Source organism: Rhodococcus sp. GQ147, assembly GCF_059759155.1.
Genome location: NZ_JCAXDU010000009.1, coordinates 138,935 through 159,388, shown reverse-complemented (window position 1 = coordinate 159,388; position 20,454 = coordinate 138,935). Strand labels below are relative to the sequence as shown.

Genomic DNA, 20,454 nt, shown 5'->3' with positions numbered 1-20,454 from the left:
GTACAGCCATGTTCAGTCTCCAAAACCCTCGTGGACCTCACGTGCCGTGGCCGGTCTCCTGGCTGACGGGTCGTCGCTGCTCCACCGACCTTCCCGGATGAGATCCAGTGGCCTCCACACCGGCGGACCGGTACGGACGAGGGCGAGCAACTATCCGCTCACAGTGGCGAGGGCCGCGCCGGTTTCCCACCGGCTTCCCGAGCACCACGGCAAACCGAGAGTAGCGCACCCGGCCGGAAAGGTGTGCAACCATGTGCGTCCGTGGATGCTCTGCCACCCCCTCTCCCTCCCGATCGGTGCCCCGGAATCCTTCGCCCGCATGTCGCGGCGGACGGCGCGCTGGTGCGGCTCCGCGTGCCCGGAGGGCAGGTACCCGACGGGGCGCTCCGAGCACTGTCGAACGCATCGACCGCCTACGCCGACGGCGACGTCCACCTGACGTCGCGAGGGAACCTGCAGCTCAGAGGTATCGACCTCGACGAGTGCGGTGCCGTCCCCGCGGGACTGGCCGACGCCGTCACGGCGGCCGGGCTGCTGCCCTCGGCGAGCCACGAACGGGTGCGGAACATCGTCGCGTCGCCGCTGTCGGGACTCGTGGGTGGACTCACCGACGTCCGGCCTCTCGTCCGCGATCTCGACGCCGGACTGTGCGCCGATCCGGTCCTCGCCGATCTGCCCGGCCGGTTCCTGTTCGGCCTCGACGACGGTCGCGGCGACGTCGCGACGCTGCGGTGCGACCTCACCGCTGTCGCACTCGACGACGGGACCGCACGCATCGTCGTGGGTGGACTCGACGGGCCGACGGTGCGGCTCACCCAGGTTCCCGAGATGCTCCTGCGCCAGGCCCGCCGGTTCGTCGAGATTCGCGAGTCGGTGTGGCACGTGCGTCAACTCCCGCGTGCGGGAGCGGAACTCGGTGGCACCGATCCCGCTCCGCGGCCACCGGCCTTCACGATGCCGTACGGCATGCTCGGCGATGCGGTGTCGGTGCTGGTCCCCCTGGGAATCCTCACCCCCGCCATGGTTGCTGCACTGCCCGATCGAGGTGTGGTCGTCACGCCCTGGCGCGGCCTGATACTCCCGTCCGGGTCGGATCTCGTCGCGCTTCGCGAGACCGGCTTCGAGACGGCCCCGGATTCGGCGTGGCAGCGGGTGACAGCGTGCACGGGAGCGCCCGGGTGTAGCCTCGCCGAAGGTGACACCCGAGCGCTGGCTCGCCGGATCGTCGCCGGAAATACCACCGATCCCCGAATTCACGTCGCCGGATGCGAGCGCGTCTGCGGCGCACCACACTCGCCTCACCGCGTCGTTCTTGCCAGGAGCACCCCGTGACCCTTCGACCTCCCCCGCGTCGGTACGACTACGTCACCGACGGTGCCGAGATCTACGTCCGGTCGTTCGCGACGATCCGCGCCGAATCGGATCTGACCGCGATCCCCGCGACGGCGGAGAAGATCGCGGTCCGGATGATCCACGCGAGCGGACAGACCGATCTGGCACGGGATCTCGTGATCCATCCCGATCTTGTTCCGGCCGCACGCGCTGCGCTCAACGCGGGCGCTCCGATCCTCACCGACGCGAACATGGTGGCGTCGGGAGTCACCCGCACACGACTGCCCGCTGGCAACGACGTGGTGTGTCTGCTCGCCGATCCGCGTGTCCCCGAACTCGCCGAGCGCTGGGGCACGACCCGCTCCGCTGCGGCGGTGTCCCTGTGGGCCGACCGCCTCGAGGGTGCAGTCGTCGCGATCGGTAATGCCCCGACGGCCTTGTTCCATCTCCTCGAGATGCTCGACGCCGGCGCCCCCCGGCCGGCCGCGATCGTCGGGGTGCCCGTCGGGTTCATCGGCGCCGCCGAATCCAAGGAAGCGCTGCTCGACCATCGGCTGCAGATACCCCATCTGGTGGTGCGGGGCCGCCGCGGCGGGTCGGCGATGGCGTCGTCCGCGATCAACGCACTTGCCCAGGAGAAGGAATGAGTGACACGGTGTCCGGCAGGTTCTACGGCGTGGGACTCGGTCCCGGCGATCCCGAACTCATCACACGCAAGGCCGCGCGGCTGATCGCCGAGGCCGACGTCCTCGCCTACTACTCCGGCACGCACGGCCGATCCATCGCCCGGTCGATCGCCGCCGACCTGATCCCGGACGGCGTGATCGAGGAACTGCTGGTGTACCCGGTGACGACGGGCACCACCGAGCACCCGGGTGGTTACGACGGTGCGATCGCCGATTTCTATGACGAGTCCGCCGCCCGGTTGGCCGTCCACCTCGACGCGGGACGCACCGTCGTCGTGCTCTGCGAGGGCGACCCTCTGTTCTACGGCTCGTACATGTACCTGCACGATCGGCTCGCTCCGCGATACCCGACGGAAGTGGTGCCGGGCGTGACCTCGGTGTCCGCCGCCTCTGCCGCGGCCGCCGAGCCGATGGTGCGCCGCACCGACGTCCTCACCATCCTGCCCGGCACACTCCCCGCCCCGGAGCTCGCACGACGGCTCGCCGACACCGACGGTGCGGCAATCATGAAGCTGGGCAGGACGTTTCCCGCTGTGCGCGAGGCTCTCGCCCAATCCGGTCGCCTCGACGACGCCGTCTATGTCGAACGCGCGTCGATGGATCGGCAACGCATCCTGCCGGTCGCCGAGGTCGACGCCGACGCGGTGCCGTACTTCTCGGTGATCCTCACCGCCGGTGACCACTCCCCGAGGAATCGGGCGGTCGCCGACCGCTCGCGGCCGTCCGTCTCGGCCGAGACGACACATCCGGAGGCGAACGAACTGCTCATCGTCGGGTTGGGACCGGCCGACGAGAAGTGGCTGACACCCGAAGCGGCGGACGCGCTCACACAGGTCGATCACGTCGTCGGCTACGGACCGTACGTCGACCGCGTTCCGGTTCGCACCGGGCTGCACCGGCATTCGAGTGGCAACACCGTGGAGGTGGACCGCGCGCGATTCGCGCTCGATCTCGCCCTGGCGGGTGAGAAGGTCGCCGTGGTCTCCGGTGGTGACGCCGGAGTGTTCGGCATGGCGTCGGCGGTGTTCGAGGCCGCGCAGGACGAGAAGTACGCGTCCGTACCCATTCGCGTCCTGCCGGGTGTCTCCGCGGTGCAGGCCGTGGCAGCGCGGGCCGGCGCCCCGATCGGTGGTGACTTCGCGGTGATGAGCCTGTCGGATCGACTCAAGCCGTGGGACGTGATCGAGAAGCGGCTGGCAGCGGTGTCCGAGGCCGATCTCGTCCTGGGCATCTACAACCCGGCGTCGCGGTCTCGGACGACGCAGGTCGCAGACGCGAAAACGGTACTTTTGAAGCATCGTCCGGCCGACACCGTCGTCGTGATCGGACGCGATGTGGGACGGTCCGGCGAGTCGCTCGAGGTCACGACGCTCGAGAAGCTCGATCCGGCGAGCATCGACATGAAGTGCCTGCTCATCGTCGGCGCTGCGGGGACCTTCGTGATGCCTTCGGGTGCGGTGTGGACGAAACGGTCGGTCGACGGTCGCCATTCGGGATCCTCGACAACCGCTTGACTGCGGTGTTCACCCGCGGGTTGTCAACAGGTTCGCGCGGTGAACCGGGGTTCGCCACTGTTGCAACCGGGGCGAACCCCGGTTCGGCGCGCGAGGATGGAGCTATCCGAGACCGGCGCGCTCGCGGGAAGGGTCGTAGAGGTGTGAACAGGCCACATCCGGCCGTTCACGCACGCCGAGAGCGTGTCCGACGACGATCACCGCAGTGTGCTTCAGTCCCGCCGCCTCGACACCGTCGGCGATGTCGGCGAGGGTGCCGCGCAGCACGACCTGGTTCGGTCGCGACGCGAACGCGACCACCGCGACGGGGCAATCGGCGCCGTATTCGGCAGTGAGTTCTTCGGCAAGGACGCGGATGCGGGTGATCGCCAGGTGCAGGACGAGACTCGCCCGGATTCCTGCGACCCGCGCCAGAGCCTCGCTGTCGGGCATCGCCGTCGATCGGGCCTGCGTGCGGGTCAGCACGACCGTCTGCACGAGTTCGGGGACCGTCAGCTCGGTACCGAGTGCCGCCGCGGCCGCGGCGTAGGCGGGCACACCGGGTGTGACGTCCCACGGCACGCCCGCGGCGTCGAGCCGTCGCGTCTGCTCGGTGAGCGCCGAGTACAGCGACGGGTCGCCGGAGCACAGCCGCACGGCGTCGAGGCCGCGCCGGTGCGCGTCGACGAGATGCGCGGTGATCTCGTCGAGGTCCAGGTGTTGCGTGTCGACCAGTTCGGCGTCGTCACGGCAGTGCGAGAGGGTGTCGGCATCGAGATAGGTACCGGCGTACAGCACGACCGGGACCTCGCGCAGCAGATTCACCGCTCGCAGTGTGAGCAGGTCGGCCGCTCCGGGTCCGGATCCTACGAAATGGACGGTCATCGTTCGCCTTTCACTGCGCTCCATTGCACGACCGGTCGCTGCGCACGCCAGCCGGTGAATGTTCCTATGGGATCTGCGTGTTCGACGGACAGACGAGTGAGTTCACCGCCGTGCGTCTTCCACCACTGCACCAGGACGGCCTCGGTCTCCAGCGTCACCGCGTGCGCGACGAGCCGACCGCCGGGAGGCAATGCGTCCCAACACGTGTCGAGCACACCCTCGCGACTTCCTCCTCCGCCGACGAAGATCGCGTCGGGCACCGGGAGTCCGACGAGCGCGGCAGGTGCAGCACCTCGGACGATGCGCACGATCGACGGCACACCCAACGCGGCGGCATTGCGTTCGATCGCGCCCGCGCGCCGTTCGTCCTTCTCGATCGCGAGAGTACGACAGCGCGGATCGGTTCGCGCCCATTCGATTCCGACGGACCCGGCTCCCGCACCGACGTCCCACAGCAACTCGCCCGGTCGCGGTGCGAGTGCGCACACCGCCGCGAGGCGTACGGTCCGCTTGCTGAGCTGCCCGTCGTGCTCGAACAGGGAGTCGTCGAGACCGGGCAGCACCGACAACCCGGCGGGGCCGTCGACCTCGACGCACATCAGACTCAGAGACCGGACGCCCGTATCGGTCAGATGGGCCGCCTTCGCATCGATCCGGGACTCGTCCGCAGCACCGAGATGCGACAACACCGCGACCCGTGAGTTCCCGAAACCGGCGGCCTCCAGGAGCGTCGCAACATCCGCGACACGTGCACCGTCGACGAGGACGACGAGTTTGCGTCCGCGCGTCAGAACTCTGCGCAGAGCATCGATCTCGCGACCCACGACGGTGATCGTCTCGCACTCCTCCGCGGACCAGCCCATGCGTGCACGGGCAAGTGCCACCGACGAGATCGCCGGGATCACCTCCACGGCGTCGCCTCCGAGGCGTCGGATCAGCGTGGTGCCGATCCCGGAGACCAGCGGATCACCGGATGCGAGCGCGACGACGTCCTTGCCGGCGTGCCGGTCGAGGAGGTCGTCGAGCCCGGACAGGAGCGGCGACGGCCACTCCTCGCGCACCGCTGTGCCGGCGGGAACCAGGTCGAGGTGGCGCCGGCCGCCGAGCAGGACCTCGGCCGCGAGAATCCGCTCCCGGACGGTGGACGGCACACCGGACCATCCGTCCGCCCCGATTCCGACAACGGTGATGCCTGTCGTCTGTCGTATCGGTCCCATGGCGGTGAACCATAGCCCACGCGCCATGGCCTAGACTCGGCCGTGGCAAGGCAATCGAAGGTGCCCCTCACGGGGATAATCGGGAAGCCGGTGAGAATCCGGCACAGGCCCGCTGCGGTGACCCGGGAGTCGTCGATCACGCGCATCCGCGCAGCCACTGGACCGTCCGGTCCGGGAAGGCGATCGCACGGCGTCCGACCGGGAAGTCCGAATACCGGCCTTCGAACAGCTTGCCGCGAAAAACATCCCAGCGGGAGCCTGTGGAGGTCGAAGTGCACGTGTATCCGTTCGGTGCGGTGGTCGGTTCCGACGACCTCGCGCTGGCCCTGACCCTGTGTGCGGTGTCGCCGACGATCGGCGGTGTGCTGGTGCGTGGCGAGAAGGGCACCGCGAAATCGACGACGGTGCGTGCCCACGCCGCACTGTTGCCCCCGGTCACCGTCGTGGACGGGTGCCGGTTCTCGTGCGATCCGGACGCCCCCGATCAGTCCTGCCCGGACGGCCCCCATCCGCCCGGTGCGGCCTCGCATGTCCGGCCGGTCCGGCTGGTGGAACTACCCGTCGGCGCGGCGGAGGATCGCGTCACCGGAGCGTTGCATCTCGGCAAGGCACTGGCCGACCGCACGGCCGAATACGAACCCGGTCTTCTGGCACTGGCCCACCGCGGCGTGCTGTACGTCGACGAGGTCAACCTCCTGCACGACCACCTGGTCGACCTGCTGCTCGACGCCGCGGCGATGGGCCGCTCGACCGTCGAACGCGACGGGGTCTCCGTCGAGCACGCCTCCCGATTCGTACTGGTCGGAACGATGAATCCCGAGGAGGGTGAGCTTCGCCCGCAGTTGCTCGACCGCTTCGGACTCGCCGTGGACGTGACCGCGCCCCGCGACCCGCACATGCGCGCCGAGATCGTGCGGCGGCGGATGGCCTTCGACGCCGACCCGGCCGGGTTCACCGCGCGATGGGCGGATCGGGACGCAGAGTGGTCGCGGCGAGTCGCCTCCGCCCGCGAACTCGTCCCGCAGGTCGCACTGAGCGACGACGCATTGGTCTCGATCGCCGAGGTGTGCGCGGCGTTCGACGTGGACGGCATGCGCGCCGACCTGGTCACCGCCCGCACGGCGATCGCACACGCGGCCTGGCACGACCGGCTCGAGGTGACACGCGAGGACATCGCGGCAGCGGCCCGACTCGCCCTGCCACACCGTCGGCGCCGCAACCCCTTCGACGCCCCCACCAGCAGCGACGATCTGCTCGACGAACTTCTCGGTGGAGACGATCCGGATCCTGACCCCGACGACGATCCCGGTGGTGGCGAGAGCGCACCCGACGACTCGGCGGCGGAGACGTCCTCCGGTTCGGGTGATCGGTCGTCCACCAGCCTGGCGTCGGCGACGGATCCTTTTCGCGCCAGGGTGTTCTCCGTCGATCGGGTCGGGCGCGGGGCGGCCGGTCGCCGGTCGCGGGCGGTCACCACGATCGGCCGTACCGTGGGTAGTCGCCGCGGCGACACCGGCCCGGTTCATCTGCCCGCCACGATCCGCGCGTCCGCCTTCACCGATCGGGGTCTGCAGGTGCGCCGCAAGATCATCGAAGGCCGCGAGACCAATCTCGTCCTGCTCTGCGTCGACGCATCCGGGTCGATGGCAGCACGCAACCGGATGGTGCAGGTCAAGACCGCTGTCCTGTCGCTGCTGCTCGACGCCTACCGCCGTCGCGACACCGTCGGACTCGTGACCTTCCGCGGCACCGGTGCGACCGTCGCACTCCCGCCGACGAATTCGGTGGACGTGGCTGCCGCACGGCTGCGAGAACTTCCCGCCGGTGGACGGACCCCGCTGGCCGAGGGACTGATCGAATCGGCCACCACCCTTCGGCGTCATTCCCTGCGGGATCCGCGTCGACGCGCCCTGCTCGTCGTGGTCACCGACGGTCGCGCCACCGCCGGACCGGACGCTGTGCAGCGCTCGCTCGACGCCGCGGACGTCATCGCTGCACAGGGAATCTCCTCCGTGGTGGTCGATTCCGAGACGGGCCGGTTCCGGATGGGTCTCGCGGCCCGTCTCGCCGAACGCCTCGGCGCCGAGTATGTGCCCGTCGGTGAGGTCGATGCCGACGCTTTGACCGGAATCGTCCGGGAGAGGGCCGCCTGATGCCGAAGGGACAACCCACCGTCGTCCCCGCCGACGGTCTCACCACCCGGCAGCGCCGCAACCGGCCGCTGCTGATGGTCAACACCGGTGACGGAAAAGGAAAGTCCACAGCCGCATTCGGCCTCGCACTGCGTGGCTGGAACCAGGGCTGGTCGGTCGCCGTCTTCCAGTTCGTCAAGTCCGCCAAGTGGCGACTCGGCGAGCAGACCGCCTTCGAAACCCTCGCCGATCTGCACGCCGAGCGCGGCACCGGGGGGCCGATCGAGTGGCACAAGATGGGTTCCGGCTGGTCGTGGTCGCGCAAGGAAGGCACCGAGGAGGATCATGCCGCCGATGCGCTCGCCGGGTGGCGTGAGATCCAGCGACGTCTCGCCGCGGAGCAGCACGGCCTCTACGTGCTGGACGAGTTCACTTATCCGATCGCCTGGGGCTGGGTCGACATCGACGAGGTCGTCGATACGCTGACCTCACGGCCGGGACGTCAGCACGTCATGATCACGGGGCGGCGTGCGCACCCGAAGCTCGTCGAGGTCGCCGACCTGGTGACGGAGATGACGAAGGTCAAGCATCCGATGGATGCGGGACAGAAAGGCCAACGAGGGATCGAGTGGTGAGGGTTCCACGCGTCGTCGTCGCCGCACCGGCATCCGGGCACGGGAAGACCACCGTCGCCACGGGCCTCATGGCGGCACTGCGTCGCGCCGGCCACATCGTGTCGGGGCACAAGATCGGTCCCGACTACATCGATCCCGGCTACCACTCGCTCGCCACCGGCCGACCGGGCCGCAACCTCGACCCGCACCTCGTCGGCGAGGACCTCGTCGCTCCTCTCTTCCTGCACGGCGCCGCCGGTGCGGACATCGCCGTGATCGAAGGGGTCATGGGGTTGTACGACGGGATGATCGGCACCGACGGGTACGCGTCTACCGCCCACACCGCGGCCCTGCTGTCCGCACCGGTGGTCCTCGTCGTCGACGTCTCGCACGCCTCCCGGTCGATCGCGGCGATCGTGCACGGCATGGCGTCCTACGACCGCGGCACGCGGATCGCCGGCGTGATCCTGAACAAGACCGGATCGCAGCGACATTCGGACGAGGTGATCCGCGCACTCGAACCGACCGGTATCCCGGTGCTCGGTGTGCTCGGTCGCGACGACGGCGTCACCGTCCCCTCGCGCCATCTCGGCCTGGTGCCCGCCGAGGAGCGCGACGAGGCGACCGCGCAGGTGGATCGTCTCGCCGCGCGGATCGCCGAGCGCATCGACCTCACCGAGATCCTCGGTATCGCCTCGGCAGCACCCGACCTGCCGGCAACACCGTGGTCACCGGGCACGCCCACCGAGGACGGACCGGTGATCGCCGTCGCCGGAGGCCGCGCTTTCACCTTCCGCTACACCGAGACCGAGGAACTGCTGCGCGCACACGGATGCCGATCGGTGACCTTCGATCCCCTGCGCGACGAACGACTGCCCACCGGCACCGCGGGCATCTACCTCGGCGGCGGGTTCCCCGAGGTACATGCCGCCGACCTCGCCGCGAACCTCCCCTTGCGCACGCACCTGCGTGCCGCGATCGCGGCCGGAGTTCCGACCGTCGCCGAGTGCGCCGGTCTGCTCTATCTGGGGCGCGAGGTCGACGGGCACGAGATGGTGGGAGCCCTCGACACTGCGGCACGGATGACCCCGCGCCTGACCCTCGGCTACCGCACCGCGATCGCGCCGCAGGACACCCTGCTCGCCTCCGCCGGCACCCGCGTCACCGGCCACGAATTCCACCGCACCGTGATCGATTCCGGCTCGTCTGCCGCGTGGCTGCTCGACGGCCGGCCGGACGGCATCGCCACCGCAACGGTGCATGCGTCGTACCTGCACACGCACTGGGCCGGACATCCCGATCTCGCACGACGGTTCGCAGACGCCGCACGGTCGGCGGAACCCGCCCCCGAACCCACCTCGGCACCTGCGCGTCGTCGAACACCCGAACCCGACCTGCACCATCACGGCGACCGCGACGCGACCGAGGGGCTGGTCGACCTCGCCGTCAACGTCTCGCGCCGACCGCGACCGGCATGGCTCGACGAAGCCCTGCGTGCATCGCTGGACGATCTCGCCCGGTATCCCGACCCGAGCGATGCACGCGCCGCTCTCGCCGATCGTCACGGCCGCAGCGTCGACGAGGTCCTCCCGACCGCCGGAGGTGCCGAGGCGTTCACATTGATCGCTCGGGCACGGGCGTGGCGGAAGCCGGTGGTGGTGCACCCGCAGTTCACCGAACCGGAGGCCGCACTGTTGGCCGCCGGACATCGTGTCACGCGGGTCGTGTTGCGCTGCGATGACGGGTTCGTCCTCGATCCGGGCGCGGTCCCGGAGGATGCCGACCTGGTCATCGTCGGCAATCCGACGAATCCCACCTCGGTCCTGCACCCAGCCGACACGCTCCTGGCACTGACCCGACCGGGACGGGTGGTCGTGGTCGACGAGGCGTTCATGGACGCCGTTCCCGGCGAAACCGAATCGTTGACGGGACAGCTCGTTCCGGGACTCGTGGTGCTGCGGTCGCTCACCAAGACGTGGGCGATCCCGGGTCTGCGCGCCGGATACGTGGTCGGCGACGCCGCAGTGCTCGCGGATTTCGCCGCGCAGCAACCACCCTGGTCGGTGTCCACTCCCGCAGGGGCCGCGATGATCGCGTGCGCATCCGGTGACGCAGTACGCGAGACCGAGGTGATCGCACAGGAGATCGCCGGCGACAGGAAGGTTCTCGTCGACGCCCTCACCGGACTCGGAATCCACGTGGTCTCCCCCGCGACAGCCCCGTTCGTGCTGGCGGAAACGCCAGAGGGAACGCGGGAGAGATTGCGGGAGAAGGGCTTCGCGCTGCGTCGCGGCGACACCTTCCCCGGCCTCGGTGACGACTGGGTACGGATCGCGGTGCGCGACGCGGCGACCACGGCAACGCTCGTCGAGGCGTGGAGAACGATCCTGTGAAGCACAGGGCACTCGGACTGGCGCTCGGCTACGCCGCCGACCAACTCGTCGGCGACCCGCAGCGGTGGCATCCCGTGAGCGGCTTCGGGAAGTTGGCGCGCGCCGCCGAGGGCCGGCTGTATGCCGACCACCGCGTTGCCGGGGTGGTGTTCACCTCGCTGCTGGTCGGCTCTGCCGGAGCGCTGGGATACGTCGCCGACCACGCGACCCGCGGTCGTCCGGTGCCGGCGGTGGCGGTCACGGCGCTGACCACCTGGACCGTGCTCGGCGGCCGCTCCCTCGGATTCGAGGCCCGGACGATCGACGCCCAACTCCGCAACGGCGATCTCGCCGCGGCGCGGCAACAGGTGACCCACCTGGTGGGCCGCGACCCGTCTCGGCTCGACGAGAACGGGATCGCGCGCGCCACGATCGAGTCGGTCGCCGAGAACACCTCCGACGCCGTCGTCGCCCCGCTGTGGTGGGGTGCGGTCCTCGGTCCGGCCGGCCTGCTCGGGTACCGCGCCGCGAACACCCTGGACGCGCGCGTCGGTCACCGCACGCCGCGGCTCGAACGGTTCGGCTGGGCCTCGGCCCGGTTCGACGACCTGCTCAACCTCGTCCCCGCTCGCCTCACCGCCCTGCTGGCTGTCGCACTCGGTGACGACGGCCGGGGCGCGGTCCGGGCGTGGCGCCGGGACGCCCGTCAGCATCCGAGTCCGAATGCCGGTCCGGTCGAAGCGGCGTTCGCCGGTGCTCTCGGGATCCGGCTCGGCGGCTCGAACGTCTATCACGGTGTGGTCGAGGATCGCGGCACGCTCGGCGACGGACCCGCGCCGGCCCCGGAAGATATCGGCCGTACCGCGCGACTCGCCTCCAAGGTCGGACTCGGAGCCGTGGCGACCGCCATCGCGGTCGCCCTCGTCCGTCGATAGTCTCCCCGATATTACCCAGCCACGACGGGAACTCCGGCCGAGGGTGAAATTCCGGGGTGAATCCGTGTTCGTTCTGCCCGAAACGTAACTCCGGTTGCTGTGCGCGACGAACATGGCGCACTGCGCCACGCCGAGTCGGTCGCGTCAACTCCGACAACACGTCGGCGTCCACGGCCGACAACCTGTCACGGAATGTCCCGCAGGTCCTCGATGCGGTGGTCGAACTCCCCCTCGGTGTCGTCGACCGAGTCCTCGACGCGGCCGTTCTCGAGCGGCCGGTACACGAAGACGGTGTTCAGTCCGACTTCGCGGGCGGCCCGCAGATCGTAGGGATGCGACGCGACCATCGCGGCCCGGAAGGGATCGACGCCCAGATACCGGCAGGTGCGCTCGTACAGGAAACGTTCGGGTTTGAAGGCGCCGAACAGTTCGGCCGTGAGGATGGCATCGGCCTCGAGCTGCTGGTCGCGGAAGAGCGCGATCATCGTGGCCATGTCCGTATTGGACAGTGTCGCCACCACTGCCTGCGAACGGAGTTCGTTCAGCCCGGGCCGCACGTCCGGCCATGCCTGGAGGCGTTGCCAGGCCCGCGCCGTCTCGACGCGCACGTCCTTGGGAAGGTCGATCCCGAACTGCTCGCACACGTCGCCGAGTCCGTCGACGTAGGAGTCCTGCACGCGATACCACTTCTCCACCGACTGGTCGAGACGGAGGATGCGTTCGTAGTAGTCGCCCCTCCAGGCCCGCACCAGGTCGCCCACGGTCGCCGGATCGGCATCGGGTCCGAGCGCATGGGCCACCGCCCGGGTGACCGGGGTGTAGAAGTCCATCAGCGTGCCCTGCACGTCGAAGATGTACGCGTCGTATCGGCTCACGCCTTGGAGCATGCCCGATCGCGCCTGCCCGAAACTGCTTTCCCGAACCCGCACGCCGATGTGACCCGCGTCGCATACTGGGACCGAAGCGTCGCCGCGCTCCGGGGGTGCACCATGGACGACCTGGCGGAATTCCGTCACGATCTCGATCGCATCGAACACCGCGTCGCCGGTAAGGTGGTCGTCGGCCGCTCGCGGGTCCGGATCCTGGCCGGGTGCGTCGCGCTGCTGGTCATGGGTCTGCTGCTTCCCCAGGCCACTTCGGTGACGTCCCTGACGACCCTTCTGCGCTGGGACTCCGAGGCCGCAACCCTTCCCCTCCGTGTCTTCGACGTCTTCGTGGTGGTGTTCGGCATCCTCGTACCGCTCGTCGCATTGCTCCGCCGCCGGTGGGGTGCCGCAACGCTCGCGATGCTCGGTTCGGGGGCGGCGTCGATGGTGGGACTGTTCGCCGTCTGGTCACAGGCCGGGATGGTCGCCCACACCTCTCACGCACCGCACGTCGGCCTGTATCTGTGCTGGGGCGCGGTGATGGCATCCACTGCGGTGTGGTTACCCGTCGTGCTCTCCACCGCTCCCCTGCGCAGCGCCCCTCCGGTCACCTCCGGAGTTCTGACTCCCCGGAACGGTCGCTGACCGCACCGTTCGCCGCTCGACAGTGGCGCACGACACGCTTGCGGTGCAACACTGTAATCAGTGCAACGCGCACAGGTTGATCGGTGCGACACGCACCGGGTCGCGTCCCGAGGAGGACATCATGCGACATTCACACATCCACGGATTCGGACGACCGGGCGGCTGGCAACAGGCAGACGTCCCCGACGCGAGCGATGCCGCCGAGTGGTTCGCCGGCAGGCTCCCCGACGACTGGTTCACCGGACCGCCCGACATCGAGATCGACAGAGAAGAGATCTTCGTCGTCGGCCCCCTCGGGGTACCCGACGGCACGAGCGACACCGAGATCGACGGACGCATCGCTCGATTCCGCGAGACCACGCGCGCCGACCGGATGCGCATCGCCGACGAGGCCGAGGCCCGCTACGGCCGCAAGGTGGCCTGGGGCGTGACGGTCGGCGACCGGACCGACCTGTTCACCCACCTCGCCGTCCCGGTCATGACGCGACTGCGCCAACCCGAACGGAAGGTGCTCGACACCCTCGTCGACGCCGGTGTCGCGCGGTCCCGTTCGGACGCACTGAAGTGGACCGTCAGGCTCGTGGGGCAGCACTCGGAGCAGTGGCTCCGGGAACTGCGCGAAGCGATGAAGAAGGTCGACGATCTGCGTTCCGAAGGTCCGCAGGTCTGACCTCCGCCACCCGGAGGACCCATTCCCGCGCTAGCGTCACGGTCTCCACCGCGGCGACACCGCGGGGTGTGGGCGGGCGGCGTATGACGATCACGCGCACGCCCAGTTCATCGGCGGCGTCGAGTTTGCCGCGGGTGAGCGAACCACCCGAATCCTTCGTGACGAGGGTATCGATCCCGTTGTCGAGCAGTAGCTTCCGTTCGTCACTCGCCGTGTAGGGGCCGCGTCCGAGCAGCACCGACCAGCTCGGTGGCAGTTCGGTCGTCAGTGGATCGACGACGCGGACGAGCACGTCGTGCGTGGCGAGCGGTCCGACGAAGCGGTCGAGTGTCTGCCGTCCGGTGCTGAGGAAGATCCTCCGGCCGGTCGCGGCGACGTGCGCGGCGCCGTCGTGGTCGTCGACCCACGTCCACCGGCCGTGCGCGTCGTGCCAGCCCGGTCGTTGCAGGCGCACCAGTGGCACGTTCGCGGCGGCGCATGCCGCGGCGGCGTTCGCGCTGATGCCCGCGGCGAACGGATGGGTGGCGTCGACGACGGCTCGGATACCGCGCTCGGTCAGGTACCGGACGAGACCGTCCGCTCCGCCGAACCCTCCGATGCGCACCGGACCGACGGGCAGGCGTGGATTGCGGACTCGGCCTGCCAGGGAGGATTCGAACGCGATGTCCGCGTCGTCCAATGCCGCGGCGAGGGAACGGGCTTCCCCTGTCCCACCGAGGATGAGGACCGTCACCGCAGGGTTCCCCTCAGCACGGGCAGGGTTCGCTCGTCGGAGAGCATGGTGAGCAGAGCGTCCATGTCGAGATGTTCGTCGACGAGGTCCGCGAGCGCCTCGATGCGGACCTCGCGTGCGGCCGGGAAACTCACTTCCCCGGTGCGGATCTCGCGGCCCACCACCGCAGCGACCTCGCGTAACCACGCCCAGCGCAACGCGTCCCCTTCGAGGGCGCCGTGCCACATGGTGCCGAACACCGAACCCTCCCGGGTGCCACCGAGGAATTCGGTGCCACCGTCGACGGTGACGCGTCCGTGATGGATCTCGTATCCGGAGGCAGCCGCATCCAACGCTGACCCCCTCGGCAATCGGAGGACCTTCTCGTGTCCGAACTCGGTTCGGGCCGGGAGCAACCCGAGACCCGCGGCGCTTGCGCCGGGAACACCCTCGACGCCGTGCGGGTCGTCGATGCGCGTGCCGAGCATCTGGAAGCCGCCGCAGATACCGAGGACCGGTCCACCTCGGCGGACGTGGTCGACGATCGCGGTGTCGAGTCCTCGCGAGCGCAGCCACGCGAGATCCGCGAGGGTCGCGCGTGTTCCGGGCACGATCACGACGTCGGCGCCGGCGAGCGCTCGCGGGTCGTCGACGAAGCGGACCCGCACGTCCGGTTCGAGGCACAACGCGTCGACATCGGTGAAGTTGCTGACCCGCGGCAGCATCACGACGGCGATGCTCAGTGCGCCGTCACCATCGTGTGCGGGACGGGAGGTGAGGGCGAGTGAATCCTCCGAGTCGAGCCACAGGTCGCGTTGCCATGGCAGCACGCCGAGCACCGGGCGGCCGGTGAGCCGTTCGAGCGAGTCGAGTCCGGGCTTCAGGAGCGAGACGTCGCCGCGGAACTTGTTGATCACGAAGCCGCGGATCAACTGCTGATCTGCGGCGCCGAGCAGGGCCAGCGTCCCGTACATCGAGGCGAACACACCACCGCGGTCGATGTCGCCGACCACGACGGTCGGCATCGAACCATGTTGCGCCAGACCCATGTTCACATAGTCGTGGTCGCGCAGATTGATCTCGGCCGCGCTCCCGGCACCTTCGCACACCACCACGTCGAATCTACGCCGGAGGTCGTCGAAGGCACCGAATGCCGCGTCGGCGAGATGCTTTCGTCCACCGGCGAACTCACCCGCCTCCAGCGCTCCGGCCGGCCGCCCGAGAACCACGACGTGGCTGCGCCGGTCGTCGCCGGGCTTGAGCAGCACCGGGTTCATCGCGGCCTCGGGGATCGCACGGGCAGCCACTGCCTGGATCCACTGGGCGCGCCCGATCTCCGCGCCCTCGCTCGTCACCATCGAGTTGTTCGACATGTTCTGCGCCTTGAACGGCGCGACCTTCAGGCCGCGCCGCGCCAAGGATCGGCAGATCCCGGTGACGACCACGGATTTTCCTGCATCCGAGGTCGTTCCGGCGACGAGCAGACCCGAACCCATGCCGTCAGGCCGGGATCGTCACGCGACGGGACGCGCGTTCGGTGAGGTACGCGAAGACCACACCGAGCACCGCCCACAGGGTGAGCTGCACGGTGAACGACGCGACCCGGAACTCCCACAGCAGCGTCGCGGGGAAGCCCTCCCCCACCTCGTCGATTTTCGGCAAGGCGAGATATCCGAGACCCACCACGACGAGGAAGGCGACCGCCGGTCCTGCGATGCGGACGGTGTGCAGATCCTGGGCGGCCAGCGCCTTCGCCACCGCGACGGCCACTGCGATCGCGACGAGTCCGAGAACGACCGAGGCGAGCCACAGCAGGGTGCGTTGATCGATCGTGTCGGGATCACCGACGGCCGGCGGATTCGCCGGATACTTCACGAACGGGACGGCCTCGACGGCGAGCCACGCTCCGGCCGCCCCGAACAATCCGAGCTTCCAGCCCGGCATGTCGGTGAGGCGACGCGCGAAGTGCAGCACCGACGCGTAGAGGGCGCCGAACGCGAGACCGGCGAGAGTCGTCGCGAGGAACAGTCCGGCCTTCTGCCCGGTACGGTCGACGAGCGCATCCTCGCCGTGACTGTGACCGTGGGATTCCCCGGTGGTCGCAGCGTGGTCGTGATCATGCGAATGCGCTTCGCCGGCAGCTTCTTCGAGCGCGATCGCGGATTCGATGTGGGGTTCGCCGACGACGAAGGCGACACCGCCGGCGAGCAGACCCGCGACGAGTCCGGCGAGCAGGCCCCGCAGCAGCAGGTGGAGGTAGGTTCCGGGCATCGTGGTCCCCGTTCTCAATGGCACGGAAGACCGAGGAGGTGCCGGCCGTCGTGCATCAGTTCGTGCATGAACATGCCGGTGCGCGAGATCGCGCCCTGATCGAATCCGACCAGGTAGAGAACGAGAAAAGCCGCGACGATCACTGCGGCGAGAGCGACTGCGAGTGCGGCGGAGCCGAGCGACTCGTCGGGGGTATGGACAACAGCCATGACAATCCTCCTGGGATTTCGCGCCCCATTCGATTCCGTCATGTGCCGCGGGAGTTTTCTGGCTTCCGGAGATTTCGACATCTCCGGTTACAGTGGCGCGACCGCTCCGGCTTTCCACCGGATTGCCTACACCTCGGCACATCTTTACCGACGCACCTTCGCACCGCGCGTTGTGCGATGTCAAGCGGAGAGGACGTACCTGCCGTGACCCGATTGTTCGTCGTCGCACACGCTTCCACGCGTGCGACGGAACAGGCCCGATTTCCGTGCGACGAACCGATCTCCGATCGGGGCCGCCGCGAACTCGGACGCTTCGCGGTCCCGGTCGTCGACCGGTGGGTATGTGCACCCGAGCGACGCGCGGTCGACACGGTCCACGCCTTCAGTGTCCCCGCCGAGATCGACTCCGCGCTGCGCGAGCTCGACTACGGCAGGTGGTGCGGGTCGGCGATGGGCGATGTGCCCGAGGGCGAGCTGGCGATGTGGCTGACCGAGCCGGCGGCCGCACCGCACGGCGGCGAGTCCGTCGAGGACCTCATCCGCCGGGTCGGCACCTGGCTGGCGGCACAGGACGACGGCTACGAACGGGTCGGGGTGGTGACACACCCGGCGGTCGTGCGAGCGGCGACGGTGTGCGCTCTCGACGCTCCGGCGGCGTCGTTCCGGAGGGTCGACGTGGGACCGCTGGACGTCGTCCGGCTCTACGGCGGGCCGGGTCGGTGGACTTTGCGGCCGAACCGATTCGCGCGGTGAGCTACCAGGTGACGTCCTTCTCGCACTGCTTGCCGTCGACTGTCGACTCCACCTGGACGGTGGCGTGCTCGAGCCCGTGCGACGACAGCGCGGTGCGCGCCGAGTCGAGGATCCACTGCGGGTCGTGGTCGCTGACGAGATGCACGGTCGCGACGTCCATGCCGGTGGTCAGCGTCCACACGTGCAGGTCGTGCACGCCGCACACGCCGGGCAGCGCGAGCAGGTCGGTGCGGAGAAGCTCGACGTCGAGATGCGCCGGCGAGGTCTGGGTGAGGATGCGCAGCGACTCGGCGGCCAGTCGCAGGGCGCGCGGCACGACCCACAGGGAGATGAGCACACCGACGACGACGTCGGCCAGGCTCCAGCCGAAGATCATGACGAGTGCGCCCGCGATGAGGACGCCGACGGATCCGACGGCGTCGGCGAGCACCTCCATGTAGGCGCCGCGCACCGCGATGCTGTCCTTTGCGTCGGCCCGCAGCATGAGCATCACGACGATGTTGGCGGCGAGTCCCGCGAGGGCGGTGACGATCATGGGCAGGCCGGGAAGTTCGGGGGCGTCGCCGATGCGGTTGATCGCCTCGTAGAACACCCAGCCGGCGACGCCGAGCAGCAGCACCGCGTTGACCATCGCGGTGAGGACTTCGGCGCGATGCCAGCCGAAGGTGCGCGAGGCCGCGCTGCTCCCGCGTCGGGCGAGGATGAGGGCGACCATGCCCATGGACACCCCGACGACGTCGGTGAGCATGTGGCCCGCGTCGGCGAGCAGGGCGAGAGAACCGATCAGGAGACCGACGAACGCCTCCAGTACGAAGAACGCTCCGAGGATGCCCAGCGCGAAGGCCATGCGCCGGATGACGGCGCGCGTGGGACCGGCGCCCTGACCGTGACCGTGGCCGACGCCGTGTGAGTGCCCGTGACCCGAACCCATCGAACTCCCTCTCCGAACCTCGGGCCATCGTATGCACGAATGCGCATATGTTTCAACGGCTACGTGCCCGGCGGGCTCGGAGGGCTTACTCGTCCGGGTCGTAGGCCGGATGTTCGACGGTGGGTGGAAGGGTCGCGATCGCGGTGATCCGCTTGAGTCCGGCGGTCTGCAGCAGGTCGACGATCAGTGACCTCATCTGCGCGAACACCACCGTGGCCGACACTCCTGCCCCGGCGATGAGTTCGGGATCCATCTTCTTGGCGATGCTGCGCAGCACACGTGCAGCCTCGGCCTGGTCGGGCTGCTCCCCCGGCTCCGCGAGAACCATCTCGCGGAGCACGTCCACCGCATCGGCCAACTCGGCGAACCGCTGCACGAGCCGCGGATCAAGGATCTCGTCGTCGCGGACGAGGGTCAGCGACCGGCGCGCGAGCACGCGAATGTTGCGCATCGCGTGATCGATCGGGTCGGCGGCAGCCGTCAGGACCGCGAGACGCTTGCGGCTGTTCCAGTACAGCGGCGAGATCCGGCTGATCTCCCGACCGCCCTTGAGGTGGGTGCGCATCGAGTCGATCGCGGGCTGGGTGGCCCGCGCCTGCTTGAGGGCGTCCTCGATCGGTTTCGGGTTGTTCTCGACGAGCCCGGTCTCGACCTTCCTCAGGACCTCGCTCGCCGTGGCGAGGATCTCGGCGGCGTTGCGCCGGGCACGCCGCACCGGATGGGTGGGGATCATCGCGACGACCGCGATGCCCGTGAGACCCCCGACCAGGGCGTCGACCATCCGATCGGGCCCACCGGTGCCACCGGGTGGCAGCAGCGTCGCCACGAGCACCGCGGAGTTCCCGGCCTGCATCGCGAAGATCGGGCCGCTGTTCAACGCGACCGCCGTACTCATCGCGATGGTCACGACGAGCGCGATCTGCCACGGTCCGCTGCCGATCAGCGAGACGAGCAGGTCGCCCACGCCGATCCCGACGGTCACACCGCAGACGAGTTCGACGGAACGCCGCAATCGGGCGCCGAGACCGAGCCCGAGGGAGACGACTGCCGCGATGGGGGCGAAGAAGGGCTGTTGGTGCCCGACCAGATCCTTCGCGACCCACCACGCCAGGCCCGCCGCCAGCGCGCACTGCACGATCGGCAGCGCCGATGTGCGCAGCCGTTCGAACGAGTCGGTCAGGCGTTTACGAGCTCCCTGACGGGTGGGTCGACGCCGGGTCGCCGCGGACAGTCTGTTCAACACAGACATGTACGGGCGTCTATTCGACGCCGAGTTCTTCCGCTGCCCGCGGGTCGCAGTCCTCGAGCAGGTCCAGGCAGCGGGCGTGCTCGTCCGACTCACCGATGGTTCGGGCTGCCCGGGCCAGGACGGCGACGCAACGCAGGAAACCGCGGTTGGGTTCGTGGCTGTAGGGCACGGGACCGAAACCCTTCCAGCCGTTGCGGCGCAGCTGGTCGAGACCGCGGTGATATCCGGTGCGTGCGTAGGCGTATGCCTGGATCGTCTCGCCACTGTCGAGTGCGGCCTCGGCGAGGTACGCCCAGGCGATCGAGGCGGTGGGATGGTCGGCTGCGACCTTCGCCGGGTCCTCGTTGTTCAGCAGGGCCGACTCCGCGTCGTCGTCGCCGGGGAGAAGGGTGGGCTGCGGTCCGAGAAGATCACCGAAAGACGTCATGGGGTCATTGTGCCCTTCCGTGGCGAAGGCTCGATAGAGTCCCCGGGTAACCGCA

20 protein-coding genes and 3 riboswitches are annotated in these 20,454 nt (G+C 69.3%); of the genes, 10 read left to right on the top strand and 10 right to left on the bottom strand.

The features are described from left to right. Positions 1–31: 31 nt before the first annotated feature. A riboswitch (cobalamin riboswitch) is annotated at positions 32–224 on the bottom strand. A 37-nt stretch (positions 225–261) separates the two neighbouring features. Genes AC6CID_RS12690 through AC6CID_RS12680 form a run of 3 tightly spaced genes read left to right on the top strand, consistent with a single transcriptional unit; the run spans position 262 to position 3,532 of the window. Next, on the top strand, positions 262–1,332 hold the full coding sequence (locus AC6CID_RS12690) for a ferredoxin-like domain-containing protein (protein ID WP_064061258.1): 1,071 nt from the start codon (positions 262–264) through the stop codon (positions 1,330–1,332). Further along, positions 1,329–1,979 (top strand): precorrin-8X methylmutase, encoded by a 651-nt coding sequence (locus AC6CID_RS12685; protein WP_217579520.1) that lies wholly within the window; start codon positions 1,329–1,331, stop codon positions 1,977–1,979. The genes AC6CID_RS12690 and AC6CID_RS12685 overlap by 4 nt, the downstream gene beginning before the upstream one ends. Continuing rightward, positions 1,976–3,532 carry a precorrin-2 C(20)-methyltransferase gene (locus AC6CID_RS12680; RefSeq protein WP_498354038.1) on the top strand — a complete coding sequence of 519 codons (1,557 nt, stop codon included), beginning with the start codon at positions 1,976–1,978 and terminating at the stop codon, positions 3,530–3,532. Before AC6CID_RS12685 ends, AC6CID_RS12680 begins: the two co-directional genes overlap by 4 nt. A 102-nt stretch (positions 3,533–3,634) precedes the next feature. Here AC6CID_RS12680 and AC6CID_RS12675 read toward each other — a convergent pair whose 3' ends face one another. Continuing rightward, complete coding sequence (locus AC6CID_RS12675; RefSeq protein ID WP_006552970.1) at positions 3,635–4,396, bottom strand: cobalt-precorrin-4/precorrin-4 C(11)-methyltransferase; 762 nt, start codon at positions 4,394–4,396, stop codon at positions 3,635–3,637. Next, positions 4,393–5,613, bottom strand: coding sequence for a bifunctional cobalt-precorrin-7 (C(5))-methyltransferase/cobalt-precorrin-6B (C(15))-methyltransferase (locus AC6CID_RS12670; protein ID WP_006552971.1), 1,221 nt, complete (start codon positions 5,611–5,613; stop codon positions 4,393–4,395). The genes AC6CID_RS12675 and AC6CID_RS12670 overlap by 4 nt, the downstream gene beginning before the upstream one ends. Before the next feature lie 41 nt (positions 5,614–5,654). Further along, positions 5,655–5,850: riboswitch (cobalamin riboswitch) on the top strand. A 35-nt stretch (positions 5,851–5,885) separates the two neighbouring features. Between AC6CID_RS12670 and AC6CID_RS12665 the strand changes: the two genes are divergently transcribed. Genes AC6CID_RS12665 through AC6CID_RS12650 form a run of 4 tightly spaced genes read left to right on the top strand, consistent with a single transcriptional unit; the run spans position 5,886 to position 11,666 of the window. Further along, positions 5,886–7,766: a VWA domain-containing protein gene (locus AC6CID_RS12665; protein WP_498354037.1), complete on the top strand. Its 1,881-nt coding sequence runs from the start codon at positions 5,886–5,888 to the stop codon at positions 7,764–7,766. Next, positions 7,766–8,380, top strand: coding sequence for a cob(I)yrinic acid a,c-diamide adenosyltransferase (cobO, locus tag AC6CID_RS12660; RefSeq protein ID WP_498354036.1), 615 nt, complete (start codon positions 7,766–7,768; stop codon positions 8,378–8,380). Before AC6CID_RS12665 ends, cobO begins: the two co-directional genes overlap by 1 nt. Beyond that, on the top strand, positions 8,377–10,752 hold the full coding sequence (gene cobBC / locus AC6CID_RS12655; RefSeq protein ID WP_498354035.1) for a bifunctional hydrogenobyrinic acid a,c-diamide synthase/histidinol phosphate aminotransferase CobBC: 2,376 nt from the start codon (positions 8,377–8,379) through the stop codon (positions 10,750–10,752). Before cobO ends, cobBC begins: the two co-directional genes overlap by 4 nt. Then, the gene (locus AC6CID_RS12650; RefSeq protein ID WP_498354034.1) at positions 10,749–11,666 is read left to right on the top strand and encodes a cobalamin biosynthesis protein; all 918 of its coding nucleotides are present in this window, start codon (positions 10,749–10,751) and stop codon (positions 11,664–11,666) included. Before cobBC ends, AC6CID_RS12650 begins: the two co-directional genes overlap by 4 nt. A 185-nt stretch (positions 11,667–11,851) precedes the next feature. Here AC6CID_RS12650 and AC6CID_RS12645 read toward each other — a convergent pair whose 3' ends face one another. Further along, positions 11,852–12,553: a haloacid dehalogenase type II gene (locus AC6CID_RS12645; protein WP_498354033.1), complete on the bottom strand. Its 702-nt coding sequence runs from the start codon at positions 12,551–12,553 to the stop codon at positions 11,852–11,854. Between the two features lie 102 nt (positions 12,554–12,655). Between AC6CID_RS12645 and AC6CID_RS12640 the strand changes: the two genes are divergently transcribed. Beyond that, positions 12,656–13,177: an Rv2732c family membrane protein gene (locus AC6CID_RS12640; RefSeq protein WP_498354032.1), complete on the top strand. Its 522-nt coding sequence runs from the start codon at positions 12,656–12,658 to the stop codon at positions 13,175–13,177. Between the two features lie 121 nt (positions 13,178–13,298). Then, positions 13,299–13,847, top strand: coding sequence for an ATP-binding transcription factor AbmR (gene abmR, locus AC6CID_RS12635; RefSeq protein WP_024101881.1), 549 nt, complete (start codon positions 13,299–13,301; stop codon positions 13,845–13,847). Here abmR and AC6CID_RS12630 read toward each other — a convergent pair. From AC6CID_RS12630 to AC6CID_RS12615, 4 genes are read right to left on the bottom strand one after another with little or no spacing between them, the layout of a single operon-like run. Continuing rightward, entirely contained in the window at positions 13,750–14,580 is an 831-nt protein-coding gene (locus AC6CID_RS12630; protein WP_498354031.1) for a cobalt-precorrin-6A reductase, read from the bottom strand. The two genes, abmR and AC6CID_RS12630, sit on opposite strands and share 98 nt — an antisense overlap. Further along, positions 14,577–16,055 (bottom strand): cobyric acid synthase, encoded by a 1,479-nt coding sequence (locus tag AC6CID_RS12625; protein WP_498354030.1) that lies wholly within the window; start codon positions 16,053–16,055, stop codon positions 14,577–14,579. The genes AC6CID_RS12630 and AC6CID_RS12625 overlap by 4 nt, the downstream gene beginning before the upstream one ends. A 4-nt stretch (positions 16,056–16,059) precedes the next feature. Beyond that, the gene (locus AC6CID_RS12620; protein WP_019291054.1) at positions 16,060–16,830 is read right to left on the bottom strand and encodes a CbtA family protein; all 771 of its coding nucleotides are present in this window, start codon (positions 16,828–16,830) and stop codon (positions 16,060–16,062) included. Between the two features lie 14 nt (positions 16,831–16,844). Then, entirely contained in the window at positions 16,845–17,039 is a 195-nt protein-coding gene (locus AC6CID_RS12615; protein WP_006552982.1) for a CbtB domain-containing protein, read from the bottom strand. Positions 17,040–17,071: 32 nt separating this feature from the next. Continuing rightward, positions 17,072–17,190: riboswitch (cobalamin riboswitch) on the bottom strand. A 53-nt stretch (positions 17,191–17,243) separates the two neighbouring features. Here AC6CID_RS12615 and AC6CID_RS12610 point away from each other — a divergent pair. Then, a complete protein-coding gene (locus AC6CID_RS12610) occupies positions 17,244–17,792 on the top strand; it encodes a histidine phosphatase family protein (protein WP_498354029.1) in 549 nt (182 codons plus the stop codon). A 1-nt stretch (position 17,793) separates the two neighbouring features. On the opposite strand, the gene AC6CID_RS12605 is transcribed toward AC6CID_RS12610, so the two are convergent. From AC6CID_RS12605 to AC6CID_RS12595, 3 genes are all read right to left on the bottom strand, one after another. Further along, positions 17,794–18,723 (bottom strand): cation diffusion facilitator family transporter, encoded by a 930-nt coding sequence (locus tag AC6CID_RS12605; RefSeq protein ID WP_064061265.1) that lies wholly within the window; start codon positions 18,721–18,723, stop codon positions 17,794–17,796. A gap of 85 nt (positions 18,724–18,808) precedes the next feature. After that, a complete protein-coding gene (locus tag AC6CID_RS12600; RefSeq protein ID WP_174556266.1) occupies positions 18,809–19,972 on the bottom strand; it encodes an FUSC family protein in 1,164 nt (387 codons plus the stop codon). Positions 19,973–19,982: 10 nt separating this feature from the next. Next, the gene (locus AC6CID_RS12595) at positions 19,983–20,399 is read right to left on the bottom strand and encodes a DUF3151 domain-containing protein (RefSeq protein ID WP_006552986.1); all 417 of its coding nucleotides are present in this window, start codon (positions 20,397–20,399) and stop codon (positions 19,983–19,985) included. Positions 20,400–20,454: the final 55 nt, after the last annotated feature.